The 14,888-nt window shown below is 57.3% G+C and carries 15 protein-coding genes; all 15 read left to right on the top strand.

The annotated features are described in order from the left end of the window. Positions 1–75: 75 nt before the first annotated feature. The 15 genes from SMB34_RS20345 to SMB34_RS20275 all read left to right on the top strand — a co-directional run bounded on the left by SMB34_RS20345 (position 76) and on the right by SMB34_RS20275 (position 14,871). Positions 76–2,382 (top strand): bifunctional salicylyl-CoA 5-hydroxylase/oxidoreductase, encoded by a 2,307-nt coding sequence (locus tag SMB34_RS20345; RefSeq protein WP_037992833.1) that lies wholly within the window; start codon positions 76–78, stop codon positions 2,380–2,382. A 3-nt stretch (positions 2,383–2,385) separates the two neighbouring features. After that, positions 2,386–3,144: an SDR family NAD(P)-dependent oxidoreductase gene (locus tag SMB34_RS20340; RefSeq protein ID WP_037992755.1), complete on the top strand. Its 759-nt coding sequence runs from the start codon at positions 2,386–2,388 to the stop codon at positions 3,142–3,144. 2 nt (positions 3,145–3,146) lie between these two features. After that, positions 3,147–3,638 carry a MarR family winged helix-turn-helix transcriptional regulator gene (locus SMB34_RS20335; RefSeq protein WP_240478889.1) on the top strand — a complete coding sequence of 164 codons (492 nt, stop codon included), beginning with the start codon at positions 3,147–3,149 and terminating at the stop codon, positions 3,636–3,638. Further along, positions 3,631–4,443, top strand: coding sequence for an enoyl-CoA hydratase family protein (locus SMB34_RS20330; RefSeq protein WP_037992753.1), 813 nt, complete (start codon positions 3,631–3,633; stop codon positions 4,441–4,443). Before SMB34_RS20335 ends, SMB34_RS20330 begins: the two co-directional genes overlap by 8 nt. Further along, entirely contained in the window at positions 4,443–5,612 is a 1,170-nt protein-coding gene (locus SMB34_RS20325) for an acyl-CoA dehydrogenase family protein (protein WP_037992752.1), read from the top strand. The genes SMB34_RS20330 and SMB34_RS20325 overlap by 1 nt, the downstream gene beginning before the upstream one ends. A 19-nt stretch (positions 5,613–5,631) precedes the next feature. Then, positions 5,632–7,266 (top strand): AMP-binding protein, encoded by a 1,635-nt coding sequence (locus SMB34_RS20320; protein WP_037992751.1) that lies wholly within the window; start codon positions 5,632–5,634, stop codon positions 7,264–7,266. Next, positions 7,263–8,456, top strand: a complete 1,194-nt coding sequence (gene kynU, locus SMB34_RS20315) for a kynureninase (protein WP_037992748.1) — start codon at positions 7,263–7,265, stop codon at positions 8,454–8,456. Before SMB34_RS20320 ends, kynU begins: the two co-directional genes overlap by 4 nt. Then, positions 8,453–9,322, top strand: coding sequence for a tryptophan 2,3-dioxygenase (gene kynA / locus SMB34_RS20310; protein WP_205618075.1), 870 nt, complete (start codon positions 8,453–8,455; stop codon positions 9,320–9,322). The genes kynU and kynA overlap by 4 nt, the downstream gene beginning before the upstream one ends. 138 nt (positions 9,323–9,460) lie before the next feature. Continuing rightward, positions 9,461–10,600, top strand: a complete 1,140-nt coding sequence (locus SMB34_RS20305) for an ABC transporter substrate-binding protein (RefSeq protein WP_037992746.1) — start codon at positions 9,461–9,463, stop codon at positions 10,598–10,600. Between the two features lie 95 nt (positions 10,601–10,695). Continuing rightward, a complete protein-coding gene (locus tag SMB34_RS20300) occupies positions 10,696–11,613 on the top strand; it encodes a branched-chain amino acid ABC transporter permease (RefSeq protein ID WP_037992743.1) in 918 nt (305 codons plus the stop codon). Position 11,614: 1 nt separating this feature from the next. Continuing rightward, complete coding sequence (locus SMB34_RS20295) at positions 11,615–12,601, top strand: branched-chain amino acid ABC transporter permease (RefSeq protein ID WP_037992741.1); 987 nt, start codon at positions 11,615–11,617, stop codon at positions 12,599–12,601. Then, the gene (locus tag SMB34_RS20290; protein WP_037992739.1) at positions 12,594–13,343 is read left to right on the top strand and encodes an ABC transporter ATP-binding protein; all 750 of its coding nucleotides are present in this window, start codon (positions 12,594–12,596) and stop codon (positions 13,341–13,343) included. The genes SMB34_RS20295 and SMB34_RS20290 overlap by 8 nt, the downstream gene beginning before the upstream one ends. A gap of 2 nt (positions 13,344–13,345) precedes the next feature. Beyond that, positions 13,346–14,035, top strand: a complete 690-nt coding sequence (locus tag SMB34_RS20285) for an ABC transporter ATP-binding protein (RefSeq protein ID WP_037992738.1) — start codon at positions 13,346–13,348, stop codon at positions 14,033–14,035. Between the two features lies 1 nt (position 14,036). Beyond that, positions 14,037–14,468, top strand: coding sequence for an acyl-CoA thioesterase (locus SMB34_RS20280; protein ID WP_037992737.1), 432 nt, complete (start codon positions 14,037–14,039; stop codon positions 14,466–14,468). Continuing rightward, a complete protein-coding gene (locus tag SMB34_RS20275) occupies positions 14,461–14,871 on the top strand; it encodes a RidA family protein (RefSeq protein WP_037992735.1) in 411 nt (136 codons plus the stop codon). The genes SMB34_RS20280 and SMB34_RS20275 overlap by 8 nt, the downstream gene beginning before the upstream one ends. Positions 14,872–14,888 lie beyond the last annotated feature (17 nt).

Raw genomic sequence — 14,888 nt, 5'->3', positions numbered from 1 at the left:
CGGGCAGGCGTACCGTTTTTGAAGTTTCCCAAAACAACCGGGGCAAAGACCCCCATATCAAGAAGGGAAAGTCAGGTGAGAATAGCTTGTTTGGGTGGCGGTCCTGCGGGGCTTTATTTTGCGATTTCGATGAAATTGCGTGATCCCGGTCATGAGGTCGTGGTGTTTGAGCGCAACAAGCCAGACGACACGTTCGGCTGGGGCGTTGTGTTGTCCGACGAGACGCTTAATAACCTTGCGGAAAACGATGCCAAGAGTGCCGAGGCGATCCGGGCGCATTTTTCTTATTGGGATGATGTGGCCGTTCAGTATCGTGGCGAAAAAACCGTATCGACCGGGCATGGTTTTTGCGGCATCGGGCGCAAGCAGCTTTTGATCCTTTTGCAGCAGCGGGCACGCGAATTGGGCGTTGATTTACGGTTTGAGACCGAGGCCGAAAGTGCCGCGCATTATGCTAGGGAATTTGACCTTGTCGTCGCATCCGACGGGCTTAATTCCAAAACGCGTAGCGAGTTTGCCGATAAATTCCAGCCCGATATCGATACGCGGAAATGCAAGTTTGTCTGGCTGGGCACGCATCAGAAATTTGATGATGCCTTTACATTCATTTTCGAGGAAACCGAGAAGGGCTGGGTCTGGGCGCACGCCTATCAGTTTGATGACAAGACCGCGACCTTTATTGTCGAATGTTCGCAAGCGACCTGGGACGCCTATGGTTTTGGCGACATGACCAAGGAAGAGTCGATTGCCACCTGCGAGGAAATCTTCAAGGACCATCTGGGCGGTCATGCGCTTATCAGCAATGCGCATCATGTGCGCGGGTCGGCGTGGTTGAGCTTCCCGCGTGTGCTTTGCAAAACATGGTCGCATGAAAATATCGTCCTTATGGGGGATGCGGCGGCGACGGCGCATTTTTCCATCGGATCGGGTACGAAGCTTGCGCTTGAAAGTGCCATCGGGCTTGCCAATTACCTGCATTCCGAGGCCGACCTTCCATCCGCCTTTGCCAAATATGAAGACGAACGCCGGTTGGAGGTTTTGCGCCTGCAATCGGCAGCACGCAATTCGATGGAATGGTTCGAGGAGATCGAGCGGTATTTCCATTTCGATCCGGTGCAGTTTACCTATTCCCTTCTGACCAGATCGCAGCGCATCAGCCATGAGAACCTTCGGATGCGTGATGCCAAGTGGCTTAAGGATGCCGAAGGATGGTTCCAGCGCAAGGCGGGCATAGTTGCAAATGATCCGGCAAATGACGAAGTCCGTCATCCGATGTTCGTGCCGTTTACATTGCGTGACATGAAACTGAAAAACCGCATCGTGGTGTCGCCGATGGCGCAGTACAAGGCGGTGGATGGCTGCCCGACCGACTGGCATCTGGTGCATTATGCCGAACGGGCCAAGGGTGGGGCCGGGCTGGTTTATACCGAGATGACCTGCGTTTCCGATACCGGCCGCATCACGCCGGGGTGCCCCGGTTTTTATGTCCCGTCGCACGAGGCGGCATGGAAACGGATTACCGATTTCGTTCATTCCGAAACGGATGCCAAAATCTGTGCGCAGATTGGCCATTCCGGGCGCAAGGGTTCGACGCAGCTTGGTTGGGAAGAAATGGATGCGCCGCTGAAATTGGGTAACTGGCCGTTATTGTCGGCATCCGACATTGCGTGGTCGGATCGTAACCAGACGCCAAAACCGATGACGCGCGATGATATGGATAGGGTGCGCGATCAGTTTGTGGCCGCTGCCGAAATGGCGGATCGGGCGGGCTTTGACATGATCGAGGTCCATGCCGCGCACGGATATCTTCTGTCATCCTTCATCAGCCCGGTCAGCAATACGCGGGCGGATGAATATGGCGGGTCGCTTGAAAACCGGATGCGTTATCCGTTGGAGGTCATTGATGCGGTGCGTGCCGCATGGCCGGCGCACAAGCCGTTATCGGTGCGTATTTCGGCCAATGACTGGGTCGGGGATGAGGGTGTCACGCCCGAAGAAGCGGTCGAGATCGCCCGGATGTTGCAGGCCCATCATGTTGATATCTGTGACGTGTCCGCCGGTCAGACGACCAAGGCCGCACGGCCCGTTTATGGCCGCATGTTCCAGACGCCATTTTCCGACCGGATCCGCAACGAAGCGCATATGGCAACCATGGCGGTTGGCAATATTTACGAACCCGATCACGTCAATTCGATCCTGATGGCGGGACGGGCGGACCTTGTATGCCTTGCGCGGCCGCATCTGGCCGATCCGTACTGGACGCTGCATGCGGCGGCAACGCTTGGCAACCGGACGGAAAACTGGCCGGAACCGTACCATGCCGGGCGCGATCAGATGTGGCGTCTGGCGGAACGGTCCGACGTCATGACCGGGAAGGTGTAACCCATGGGAAACCTTGCCATCAGCACAGCATTGATTACCGGCGGTGGAACTGGTGTGGGGGCCGTGATGGCCCGTATGCTGGCCGATGCCGGGGTCAAGGTCGCGGTATCAGGCCGCCGTGCCGAAATGCTGGCCGAGGTGGCAAGACATCCGGGTATCACCGCCATCCCCGCCGATGTGACGGACGAGGCATCGGTCCGTGCGATGTTTGGCACATTTTGCGATGTGACCGGCGCGCCCGATCTGGTGATTGCCAATGCGGGCATGGCCGAAAGTGCTTCGTTTGGCAAAACATCCATTGATCTTTGGAAACGCACGATGGATGTGAACCTGACGGGGACGTTTTTGACGTTCCGCGAGGGATTGAACGTGATGGACCGCGCCAAGCCGGGGCGGTTGATTTCGATTGCATCGACAGCGGGGCTTCGGGGTTATGCCTATGTCACTGCCTATTGCGCGGCAAAGCATGCGGTCATCGGGCTTGTCAAAAGCCTTGCCACGGAACTTGCATCAACGCCGATCACGGTCAATGCGGTTTGCCCCGGTTTCATGGAAACGCCGATGCTTGAACAATCGGTTGCCAATATCGTTGGGAAAACCGGCATGAGTGCGGAAGACGCGCGCGCAAGCCTTGCGAAGATCAATCCGCAGAACCGGTTCATCGCGCCCGAAGAAGTTGCCGAGACCGTGATGTGGCTGGCAAGCCGCCAGGCCGCATCAATCACCGGGCAGGCGATTTCGGTATCGGGAGGAGAGATATGAATATGGATAAAACAGTCCGCGACCCCGATATGCCGCACAATGAAACATCGGATATCTCAAAGGCGCGCCTTCGGGCGTGGCTGCAAATCCTGAAAGTGTCGCGCAAGATCGAGGGCGAGCTTCGCGAGAAGATGCGCCTTGAATTCGGCTCCACCCTGCCGCGCTTTGACGTGATGGCCGCCCTTTACCGGTCCCGCGATGGCATGCGCATGAGCGAGCTTTCAAGTGCGTTGATGGTTTCAAACGGCAATGTCACCGGGATTGTTGACCGGCTTGTCACCGAGGGGATGCTGGTCCGGGTGCCGGTTGAAAATGATCGGCGGGCATCGATCGTGCGCCTGACGGAAGCGGGCGAGAAGGATTTTGCCGAGCGGGCATTGGTGCATGAAGGCTGGGTTTCCGAGCTGTTTTCCGATCTGTCGGCCCATGATGCCGATGCCCTGATCCGTATTCTTCGGACTGTTTATCATCATAACGAGGCGCACCATGACTAAGATGGCAAACATCACGCCAATGCATTTCAACTGGCGCATGGAAGGCGATGTTGCGGTCATTTCGCTGGATCGGCCGGAACGCAAAAACCCGCTGACGTTCGAGAGTTATGCCGAGCTTCGCGATACGTTCCGCGATCTGGTCTATGCCGATGATATCAAGGCGGTGGTGTTTGGATCGAACGGCGGCAATTTCTGTTCGGGTGGGGATGTGCACGACATTATCGGCCCGCTGATCGACAAGGACATGAAGGGGCTTCTGGAATTTACCCGCATGACCGGCGATCTGGTCAAGGCGATCATTGGCTGTGGCAAGCCGGTGATTGCAGCCGTCGATGGCATTTGCGTTGGTGCCGGGGCGATCATTGCCATGGCATCCGATTTGCGCATTGCGACCCCGGTATCGAAAACAGCGTTCCTGTTTACCCGTGTCGGGCTTGCGGGGTGTGACATGGGGGCATGTGCGATCCTGCCGCGCATCATCGGGCAGGGCCGGGCGGCGGAACTTCTTTATACCGGACGATCCATGAGTGCCGATGAGGGCGAGCGTTGGGGCTTCTATAACCGGCTGGTCGAGAGTGACGTTCTGGAGGCCGAGGCGATAGCGCTTGCGACCCGGATTTCCGAAGGCCCGAATTTCGGTCACATGATGACGAAAACCATGCTGGCGCAGGAATGGAATATGGGGATCGAGCAGGCGATTGAGGCCGAAGCGCAGGCGCAGGCGATCTGCATGCAGACCGAGGATTTCAACCGCGCCTACAAGGCATTTGTCGCCAAGGAAAAACCGGTGTTCGAGGGGAACTGATGGCTGATACGTCCTATCTTGACTGGCCGTTTTTCGAAGACCGGCACCGCGAGCTTGCCGCACGGCTTGATGCGTGGGCGGCGGCCAATCTTGACGGTATTGATCATCATGATGTCGATGGGGCGTGCCGCGATCTGGTGGCGCGGCTTAATGATGGCGGGTGGCTGAAGCATGCGGCGATTGACCCGGATTGTGACCCCGATCAGGACGGGGCGAAGCTTGACGTCCGGTCGCTTTGCCTGATCCGCGAGACGCTGGCGCGTTATGACGGGCTGGCCGATTTTGCCTTTGCCATGCAGGGGCTTGGCAGCGGGGCGATTTCGCTGTTTGGCACCAGGGCCCAGCGCGCAGAGATCCTGCCGAAAGTACGGTCCGGCAAGGCGATTGCCGCCTTTGCCCTGACCGAACCGCAATCGGGATCAGACGTTGCCAATATCGCGCTTGATGCGCGGTCCGATGGCGGCCATTTCGTGCTGAATGGCGAGAAAACCTGGATTTCCAATGGCGGGATTGCCGATTTTTATTGCGTGTTTGCCCGCACTGGCGAGGCACCGGGGGCCAAGGGGCTTTCGGCGTTTCTGGTGCCGGCCGACACAGCGGGCCTTTCGATTGCCGAGCGGCTGGAAACCATTGCGCCGCATCCGCTGGCGCGGTTGAAATTTGATGATTGCCGTATTCCGGCAACCGCGCTGATTGGCCTTCCCGGCGAAGGGTTCAAGATCGCGATGTCGGTTCTGGACGTGTTCCGGTCGACCGTTGCCGCCGCTGCATTGGGCTTTGCCCGTCGGGCGTTGGACGAAACCATCAGTCGCGTTCAGTCCCGCGAACTGTTTGGCGCGCCGCTTTTTGATTTGCAGATGGTGCAGGGGCATGTGGCCGACATGGCACTTGATGTCGATGCCAGTGCGCTTCTGGTTTATCGCGCCGCGTGGCTTAAGGATAGCGGGGCATCGCGGGTGTCGCGCGAGGCCGCGATGGCAAAACTTTATTCAACAGATCATGCCCAAACCGTCATCGACAAGGCGGTACAAATACATGGCGGCGATGGTGTGCGTTCTGGTCACATCGTTGAAACGCTGTATAGGGAAATTCGCGCCCTTCGGATTTACGAAGGCGCGTCAGACGTCCAAAAAATAATCATTGCACGGCAAACGCTGGCACAAAAATAGCTGTATCAGGGGCTTAACCATGTCGCACGTTCTGGGTCCGACCGCACATAGCGATACGTTCGCAAGGGACAATCTGCCACCGGTCGAAAGTTGGCCGGTCTTTAACCTCGAAAAGTTTCAGTATCCCGAATATCTCAATGCCGGGGTCGAGCTGACCGACCGGATGGTCGAACAGGGATTTGGCGATAATACCGTATTGATCGGCAATGGCCGCCAGCGGACATACAAGGAATTATCCGACTGGACCAACCGGATTGCCCATGCGCTGGCCGAGGATTATGGGGTCAAGCCCGGCAACCGCGTTCTGATCCGGTCGGCCAATAATCCGGCGATGGTGGCGTGCTGGTTAGCCGCGACCAAGGCGGGGGCGGTTGTGGTCAATACCATGCCGATGCTGCGTGCAGGGGAACTGGCGCAGATCGTTGACAAGGCCGAGATCGAATTTGCCCTTTGCGATACGCGCCTGATGGATGAACTGGTGGCGTGTGCCAAGGACAGTAAATTCCTTAAGAAAGTCATCGGATTTGACGGTACGGCCAATCATGACGCGGAGCTTGATCGCATCGCGCTGACCAAATCGGTGAAATATGAGGCGGTCAAGACCGGACGCGATGATGTGGCGTTGCTGGGCTTTACATCGGGCACGACGGGGGAGCCCAAGGCCACCATGCATTTCCATCGTGATCTTCTGATCATTGCCGATGGCTATGCCAAGGAAGTTCTGAATGTGACGCCCGATGACGTGTTTGTCGGATCGCCGCCGCTTGCCTTTACATTCGGGCTTGGCGGGCTGGCCGTCTTTCCGCTGCGGTTCGGGGCGACGGCGACGCTGCTTGAAAAGGCATCGCCGCCCAACATGATCGAGATTATCGAAACCTATAAGGCAACCGTGTGCTTTACCGCACCGACGGCATATCGGGCGATGCTGGCCGCGATGGATGACGGGGCGGATTTATCATCCCTTCGGGCCGCCGTTTCAGCCGGGGAAACTTTGCCAGCCCCGGTTTACAAGGCATGGATGGAAAAGACCGGCAAGCCGATGCTGGACGGCATTGGTGCCACCGAGATGCTGCATATCTTTATTTCCAACCGGTTTGGCGACAGTCATCCGGCCTGCACCGGGCGACCGGTGGGCGGATATGAAGCCAGGATCGTTGATGATGAAATGAACGAGCTTCCGGTTGGCACGATTGGCAAGCTTGCCGTGCGCGGGCCGACCGGGTGCCGGTATCTGGCCGATGATCGGCAATTGGGTTATGTGCGCGATGGCTGGAACCTGACGGGGGATGCGTTTTTTGTCGATAGCGACGGCTATTTCCATTTTGCCGCGCGTAATGACGATATGATCGTTTCGTCGGGCTATAACATTGCCGGGCCGGAGGTCGAGGCGGCGTTGCTGTCGCATCCGGATGTGGCGGAATGTGCGGTGGTGGCGGCTGCTGACGAGGAACGCGGTTATATCGTGCAGGCGCATGTGGTATTGACCCCGAATGCCAATCCGTCGCCCGAAATGGCGAAGCTTTTGCAGGATCATGTCAAGGCGACGATTGCACCTTATAAATATCCGCGTTCGATCCTGTTTATCGACGCACTACCGAAAACCGCGACTGGAAAAATCCAGCGATTCCGCCTGAAACAGGAAATGTCTGCATGATTGACTTCGCCGCCACCAAAGCCTTGTTCCATATCCCTGACGGGGTGATTTACCTTGACGGTAATTCGCTTGGCGCGATGCCGAAAACGGCGGCAGCGCGGGCGAAAGCCATGATCAGTGATGAATGGGGCGAGATGCTTATCCGGGGCTGGAACGATGCCCGGTGGATGGAGCAACCGACACGCGTTGGCGATCTGGTCGCGCGTCTGATCGGGGCGGCAGCGGGTACGGTGGTGATGGGCGATACATTGTCGATCAAGGTTTATCAGGCGCTTGCCAGTGCGCTTGAAATGAACCCGGATCGCAAGGTGGTGGTTTCCGACAATGGCAATTTCCCGACCGACCTTTATATCGCCGATGGCTTGATCAAAAGCCTTGATAAGGGCCATGTGCTTAAGACGCCAAACCCGGAAGATGTCGAAAGCCTGATCAACGAAGACCTTGCGGTTCTGATGCTGACCCATGTCGATTATCGCACCGGGCGGATGTATGACATGAAACGGATCACCAAGATGGCCCATGATGCGGGGGCGATTGTGATCTGGGATCTGGCGCATTCGGTGGGGGCGGTTCCGGTCGACCTTGCGGGATGCGAAGCCGATTTTGCGGTCGGTTGTACCTACAAGTATCTCAATGGTGGCCCCGGTGCGCCAGCCTTCATTTATGTCCGGCCCGATCACGCCCAGACAGTTCGCCCGGCATTGTCGGGATGGTTGGGCCATGCTGCACCGTTTGCCTTTGACCTTGAATACAGCCCGGCACCGGATGTTTCGCGGATGCGGGTTGGCACGCCGCCGGTCATTCAGATGACGGTTCTGGAAGAGGCGATGAAGGCGTGGGATGGGGTCGAGATGGCCGATATCCGCAAACGCAGCATTGAGCTTTGCGAGCAGTTCATTGCCGGGGTCGAGGCAAGCTGCCCGATGCTGGAACTGGCAAGCCCGCGTGATGCGAACAAGCGCGGATCGCAGGTTTCGTTCAAATTCGCAGATGGCTATGCGGTGATGCAGGCGCTGATCGCGCGTGGCGTGATTGGTGATTTCAGGGCACCTGATATCATCCGGTTCGGCTTTACCCCGCTTTATATCGACAACAACGATGTTGATGGCGCGGTGAAGATTCTGGCCGAGATCATGGAAACGCGGGCCTGGGACAAGCCGGAATTCCACAAAAGGAATGCCGTGACATGAGCGATAAAACCCAAAATACCGGCTGCCCGATGAACCAGCCCTATGACCCCAGCACCGAGGGCGCGCGCACCGATTTTTCCGATCAGATGTCGTATGGCGATTATCTGGCGCTTGATGCGGTTCTGACCGCCCAGCATCCCTTGACCGATGCGCAGGATGAATTGCTGTTTATCATTCAGCATCAGACATCCGAATTGTGGATGAAGCTTGCGATCCGTGAAATTACCGCCGCACGCGATGCCATTCGCGAAGGCCGTCTGCAACCGGCATTCAAGATGCTGGCACGGGTATCGCGGATATTCGAGCAATTGAACAATGCGTGGGACGTTTTGCGGACCATGACGCCAAGTGATTATACGACTTTTCGCGATGCGCTGGGCCCGTCGTCGGGCTTCCAGTCATACCAGTATCGCCAGATCGAGTTTATGTTAGGCAATCGTAACCATGCGATGTTGCGCCCGCATGCGCACCGCGATGACATTACCGAGATGCTCAACGCCGAACTGGCAACGCCCAGCCTTTATGACGAGGCGCTGGCGCTTTTGGCGCGCGAGGGGATTGCGGTGCCCGATGCGGTGTTATCGCGTGATGTCAGTGCGCCATACGCGGCACATGACGAGGTGATTGCGGCGTGGCATCGGGTTTACAGCGCACCGGAAAAGCATTGGCCGCTTTATGAACTGGCCGAGAAGCTGGTGGATTTTGAGGATTATTTCCGGCGTTGGCGGTTCAACCATGTGACCACGGTGGAGCGCGTCATTGGCTTCAAACGCGGGACCGGGGGGACCGGCGGGGTGAGCTACCTTAAAAAAATGCTGGAAGTTGAACTGTTTCCGGAACTCTGGCGGGTGCGAACCACGCTTTGAGGATGGACGGGCCTGATGGAACACTGCAAAATCAGGGGCAGGCATCAGGTTCACAAAACTGCGACGACAGATGATAGAAAAAGTCGCGGGATCAACGTGTTGCTGAGTAGATAAAAACATATAAACACGGAGGCTTTGATGAAGGGCACTAAGACGACAATTGCAGCTTTGGCTGCGTTACTGATGGCGGGGGCGGCACAGGCCGAGCCGGTCAAGGTTGGCATGATCACGACCCTTTCGGGGGGCGGTGCGGGGCTTGGCATCGATGCGCGTGATGGTTTCATGCTCGCCGTCAAGCAGGCGAACAACCCGGACCTGACGGTTGTGATCGAAGACGATCAGCAGAAACCCGATATCGCGGTTCAGCTTGCCGATAAAATGATCCAGAGCGAGAAGGTCGACGTTCTGACCGGTATCATCTGGTCGAACCTGGCGATGGCGGTGGTGCCGTCGGCGGTGGCACAGGACAAGTTTTATCTTTCGGTCAATGCCGCACCGTCGCAATTGGCGGGCAAGGGCTGCAACCCGAATTATTTCAGCGTTTCGTATCAGAACGACAACCTGCATGAAGCCGCAGGCGGTTATGCGACCAGTGCCGGTTACGAGAAAACCTTTGTGATGGCGCCGAACTATCCGGCGGGCAAGGATTCCATCGCCGGTTTCAAGCGTTTCTATCTGGGCGATGTATCGGGCGAGGTTTACACCAAGCTTGGCCAGACCGACTATGCGGCCGAAATCGCGCAGATCCGTGCATCGGGTGCGGATAGCGTGTTCTTCTTCCTGCCGGGCGGCATGGGCATTGCGTTCATGAAACAGTATGCCCAGTCGGGTGTGGATATTCCGTTGATCGGGCCGGCATTCTCGCTTGATCAGGGGATTCTTGGCGCGATTGGCGATGCGGCGATTGGCATCAAGAACACTGCCAACTGGTCCAAGGATATCGACAACGATACCAACAAGGCGTTTGTCGAAACCTTCCAGGCGGAATATGGCCGCCTGCCGTCGATCTATGCGTCATATGGCTTTGATACGGCCAACCTGTTGCTTTCGGCAATGGCGAAGGCCGACGTCAATGACAAGGACGCCTTCCGTGATGCACTGCGGGCGGCGGACTTCAATTCCGTCCGTGGCAAATTCATCTTTGGCCCGAACCAGCATCCGATCCAGGACATCTATGTCCGTGAAGTGGTGAAGGAAGGCGACGTTCTGACCAACAAGATCATTGGCACAGCCCTTATCGATCATGCCGATGCCTATGCATCGGAATGTGCGATGTAACGACGAAGTCTGTTTCATAGACTGGCAGGTTCGGCGGGCATTGGTGTCCGGTTTCCGGGGCTGATGCCCGCCATCTTGCGACGGAGTTTTCCTTTATGTTTTCTTTATTTCTGGAACAGCTTCTGAACGGCCTTCAGTCGGGGGTCATGCTGTTTCTGATGGCATCGGGTCTGACGCTTGTTTTTGGTGTCATGGGGCTGATCAATCTGGCGCACGGGTCGCTTTATATGGTGGGCGCGTTTGCGTGCGCGGCCGTTGCGGCGTGGACCGGTTCATTCTGGCTTGGCCTTGTCGCGAGTTTGATGGCGGCCGCCCTTGCAGGGGCGCTGGTTGAGATGCTGGTGATCCGCAGGCTTTATAAACGCGATCACCTTGATCAGGTGCTAGCGACATTTGCGCTTATTCTTATTTTTTCCGAAGGAACCCGGTGGATTTTCGGGTCTTTCCCGCTGTTTTTAAATGTTCCCGAAGCCCTTTCGGGCACGGTAACTATCCCTGGTGGATCGCAATATCCGATTTTTCGGCTGGCGATTATTGTGGCTGGTCTGATGGTGGCGGGCGGGCTGTTCCTGCTGATTGGCAAGACGCGGCTTGGCACGCGCATTCGTGCGGGCGAAGCCGACCGTGAAATGATTGCGGCACTCGGGATCAATATCGACCGGCTTTACACGATTGTTTTTGCGCTGGGTGCGGCGTTGGCCGGGCTGGCGGGGGCGTTTGTCGGCACGACGCAATCGGTTCAGGTCGGCATGGGCGAGCCGGTTCTGATCCTTGCATTCGTTGTGATCGTGATTGGCGGGATCGGGTCGATCAAAGGCGCACTTGTCGGATCGCTTCTGGTGGGCTTTACCGACACGATGGGGCGGTTTTTGCTGCCCATCGGGTTCGAGGCGTTTTTTGATCCGGCAAGTGCGACGGCGATTGGGTCGGCCCTTGCATCGATGCTGATTTATATCGTTATGGCGCTGGTGCTTTTCCTGCGGCCAAGCGGTTTGTTCGGGACGGAAGCCTGATATGAGCATGAACCGCGAAACCATCCTTAATATCGTTCTGGCAGCGTTGCTGATTGCGGTGCCGGTGATCGCACAGATCATGGGCGAACCGTTTATCATCACCCTTGCGACCAAGGTTGCGATCCTTGGCATGGCGGGGGTCGGGCTTAATATCGCGCTTGGCTTTGGCGGGCTTGTGTCATTTGGTCATGCGGCATTTTTCGGGATCGGGGGCTATGCCGCCGGGATCCTTGCCAGCCATGCGCTGAATTACGAGCCGATCATGACGGCACCCTTTGAAATCAACGGCAGCACGCAGATGATTGTCATCTGGATCGTGGCATTGATTGCATCGGCACTGGTGGCGCTTCTGATCGGGGCGATCACGCTTCGGACCAGTGGGGTCTATTTCATCATGATCACGCTGGCCTTTGCGCAGATGATTTATTATTTCGCGATTTCCTGGCCGGCCTATGGTGGGGAAGACGGGCTTTCGATTTATGTGCGCAACAGCTTCCCGGGTCTGAACACGCTTGACCCGATCAGCTTCTTTGCGCTGTGTGCCGCGATGCTCGGTGTTGCGATTGCGTTTTCGGCTGTTCTGATCCGGTCGCGGTTTGGTTTGGCCCTGCATGGGGCGCGGCAAAACAGCCAGCGGATGATGGCGATTGGCATTGCGCCGTTTCGTGTGCGTCTGGTGGCGTTTGTGATTTCAGCGATGATTACCGCATGGGCCGGTGCGCTTTATGCCGATCTGAACCGGTTTGTCAGCCCGTCGATGCTGTCATGGCATATGTCGGGTGAAATCATGGTGTTTGTCATTCTTGGCGGGGTCGGGCGGCTGTTTGGTCCGGTCGCGGGGGCGGCACTTTACATCATTCTGGAACATCTTCTGGGCGGCATGTTCGAATATTGGCAATTGCCGCTGGGTATTCTGTTGCTGGTGGTGGTGCTGTTTGCACGCGGTGGCCTGATTGGCCTTCTGGCGGGGGAGCGCAAACATGCCTGAAGCCATTCTTTCACTATCCAATGTCACCAAGCAGTTCGGCGCGTTGCTGGCGAGTGACAATGTGTCGCTGGACCTTATGCCCGGTGAAATCCATGCCCTGATCGGGCCGAACGGGGCGGGGAAATCCACCCTGATCAAGCAGATCGCGGGCGAGATCAAACCTGATAGCGGCGACATCCGTTTTGGCGGGCGCGATATCGGCGATCTGGATGCGGTGGAACGATCCCGCATGGGGTTGGCGCGGACATTTCAGGTGTCATCGCTGATGCCGGAATTCTCCGTGCTTCAGAACGTCGTTCTGGCGCAGCAATCGGTCAGCGGGAAAATCTTCCGGTTTTTCAAGCCGGTGCTTAGCGATGCGTCGTTGATCGAACCTGCGATGGCGCAATTGGAGCGGGTTGGCCTTGCCGACCGGGCCCAGATGCGGGCCGCCGACATATCGCACGGCGAACGCAGGCAGCTTGAAATGGCGGTTGCCTTGGCACTTAAACCGCGCGCCTTTTTGCTCGACGAGCCGATGGCGGGCATGGGGCCGGAAGGGTCCAAACGGTTGACCGGTTTCCTGGATGGGTTGCGGGCAGAAGCGCCGATCCTTCTGGTCGAACATGATATGGACGCGGTCTTTGCGCTGGCCGACCGGATTTCGGTTCTGGTCTATGGGCGGGTGATTGCGACCGGCACGGTTGACGATATTCGTGGCAATGAAGACGTCAAGCGGGCGTATCTGGGGGAGGAAGCCTGATCATGAGCGCACTTCTGGAAGTATCAGGCATCACCGCATTTTATGGTGCGTCACAGGCATTGTTTGGTGTTGATCTGATCGTGAATGAGGGCGAGGCGGTTGCGCTTATGGGGCGCAACGGCATGGGCAAGACCACGACGATCAAGACCATCTGTCGGATGATGAGCCACCGGGATGGCGAGGTCCGCTTTGCCGATACCGATCTTGCGAAACTGCCATCGCACAAGGCCGCACGCCTTGGCATCGGGCTTGTCCCCGAAGGACGGCGGTGCTTTGCCCGGTTAAGCGTGATGGAAAACCTGATGGCGGCGGCACGGGCCGGTGAATGGGATTTTGACCGGGTGTCGGACCTGTTCCCAAGGCTTGCCGAACGGCGCGATCAGAAGGCGATGACGCTTTCGGGGGGGGAGCAGCAGATGCTGGCCATCGGGCGGGCATTGATGACCAACCCAAGGCTTTTGATCCTTGATGAAGCAACCGAGGGGCTTGCCCCGGTGGTGCGGCAGGAGATTTGGGCCGCGATCAACCGGTTGAAGCAATCGGGGTTATCGATCCTTGTCGTCGATAAGTCGTTGAAAGAATTATCGGGCGTTGCGGACCGTTATGTGGTCGTCGAAAAGGGCGTTACCGCATGGACGGGGGCGGTCGGTGATCTGAGTGATGATCTTGCCGACCGGTATCTGGGGGTGTGAGATGACAATGTTCACCTATGCCCAGAAAGTCCTGTTTCAGCATTGCGACCCGGCGGGGATCGTTTTTTATCCGCGCTATTTCGAAATGATCAATGCGACGGTCGAAGAATGGTTCGAGGACCGCATCGGGTTCAGCTTTGCGCAGATGCATGGGGTTGACGAGGTGGCGGTGCCGACCGCGGGGCTTCAGATCAGTTTTACCGCGCCAAGCCGCCTTGGCGAGATGCTTGAATTTCGGCTGGTGCCGAAACGGTTGGGGCGATCAAGCCTTGATCTTGAAATCACGGCTGTCTGTGGTGATGAGCAACGCCTTTCGATGACAGCGACGCTGGTGTTTACCAGAAGGGGTGCCGGGAAATCGGTGCCGTGGCCCGATGATTTGCGTGCCAAAATCGACAACGAAATCAATGAAATGGTAGAAAAAGATGCATAAAATCATTCAGCCAGACGGATGGAAACCGCCCAAGGGTTACGCAAATGGCGTGCTGGCCGACGGGGTGCCGCTTTATATCGGCGGGCAGATCGGCTGGAACGCTGATCAGGTCTTTGTCGCCAAGGATTTCGTCGGTCAGATGGAACAGGCGCTGCGCAATATTGTCGATGTGCTGGAGGCCGCCGGTGGCGGGCCGGAACATTTGACAAGGCTGACATGGTACGTGGTCGACAAGAAGGAATATCTTGCGAAACAGCGCGAGGTCGGCGAGGCCTATCGCCGCGTGCTTGGCAAGAATTTCCCGGCGATGACGATGGTTGTGGTAAGCGCGCTTGTCGAAGACGAAGCCCTGATCGAGATCGAGGCGACGGCATCGATCCCGGCGGATAGAAATGCGGCCTGAAACGCAAAACCCCGGCA

The sequence above is a fragment of the Thalassospira permensis NBRC 106175 genome (genome assembly GCF_000714555.1).
GTDB classification, from domain to species: Bacteria; Pseudomonadota; Alphaproteobacteria; order Rhodospirillales; family Thalassospiraceae; genus Thalassospira; species Thalassospira xiamenensis.
The sequence above is the reverse complement of the archived record's forward strand: the minus strand, read 5'-3'. Positions and strand labels throughout refer to the sequence as shown.

What these genes read in the sequence shown, in the direction of transcription:
- SMB34_RS20340 (WP_037992755.1), top strand. Translation starts at nt 2,386, where the DNA reads ATGGGAAACCTTGCCATCAGCACAGCATTGATTACCGGCGGTGGAACT.
- SMB34_RS20335 (WP_240478889.1), top strand. Translation starts at nt 3,147, where the DNA reads ATGGATAAAACAGTCCGCGACCCCGATATGCCGCACAATGAAACATCG.
- SMB34_RS20330 (WP_037992753.1), top strand. Translation starts at nt 3,631, where the DNA reads ATGACTAAGATGGCAAACATCACGCCAATGCATTTCAACTGGCGCATG.
- SMB34_RS20325 (WP_037992752.1), top strand. Translation starts at nt 4,443, where the DNA reads ATGGCTGATACGTCCTATCTTGACTGGCCGTTTTTCGAAGACCGGCAC.
- SMB34_RS20320 (WP_037992751.1), top strand. Translation starts at nt 5,632, where the DNA reads ATGTCGCACGTTCTGGGTCCGACCGCACATAGCGATACGTTCGCAAGG.
- kynU (WP_037992748.1), top strand. Translation starts at nt 7,263, where the DNA reads ATGATTGACTTCGCCGCCACCAAAGCCTTGTTCCATATCCCTGACGGG.
- kynA (WP_205618075.1), top strand. Translation starts at nt 8,453, where the DNA reads ATGAGCGATAAAACCCAAAATACCGGCTGCCCGATGAACCAGCCCTAT.
- SMB34_RS20305 (WP_037992746.1), top strand. Translation starts at nt 9,461, where the DNA reads ATGAAGGGCACTAAGACGACAATTGCAGCTTTGGCTGCGTTACTGATG.
- SMB34_RS20300 (WP_037992743.1), top strand. Translation starts at nt 10,696, where the DNA reads ATGTTTTCTTTATTTCTGGAACAGCTTCTGAACGGCCTTCAGTCGGGG.
- SMB34_RS20295 (WP_037992741.1), top strand. Translation starts at nt 11,615, where the DNA reads ATGAGCATGAACCGCGAAACCATCCTTAATATCGTTCTGGCAGCGTTG.
- SMB34_RS20290 (WP_037992739.1), top strand. Translation starts at nt 12,594, where the DNA reads ATGCCTGAAGCCATTCTTTCACTATCCAATGTCACCAAGCAGTTCGGC.
- SMB34_RS20285 (WP_037992738.1), top strand. Translation starts at nt 13,346, where the DNA reads ATGAGCGCACTTCTGGAAGTATCAGGCATCACCGCATTTTATGGTGCG.
- SMB34_RS20280 (WP_037992737.1), top strand. Translation starts at nt 14,037, where the DNA reads ATGACAATGTTCACCTATGCCCAGAAAGTCCTGTTTCAGCATTGCGAC.
- SMB34_RS20275 (WP_037992735.1), top strand. Translation starts at nt 14,461, where the DNA reads ATGCATAAAATCATTCAGCCAGACGGATGGAAACCGCCCAAGGGTTAC.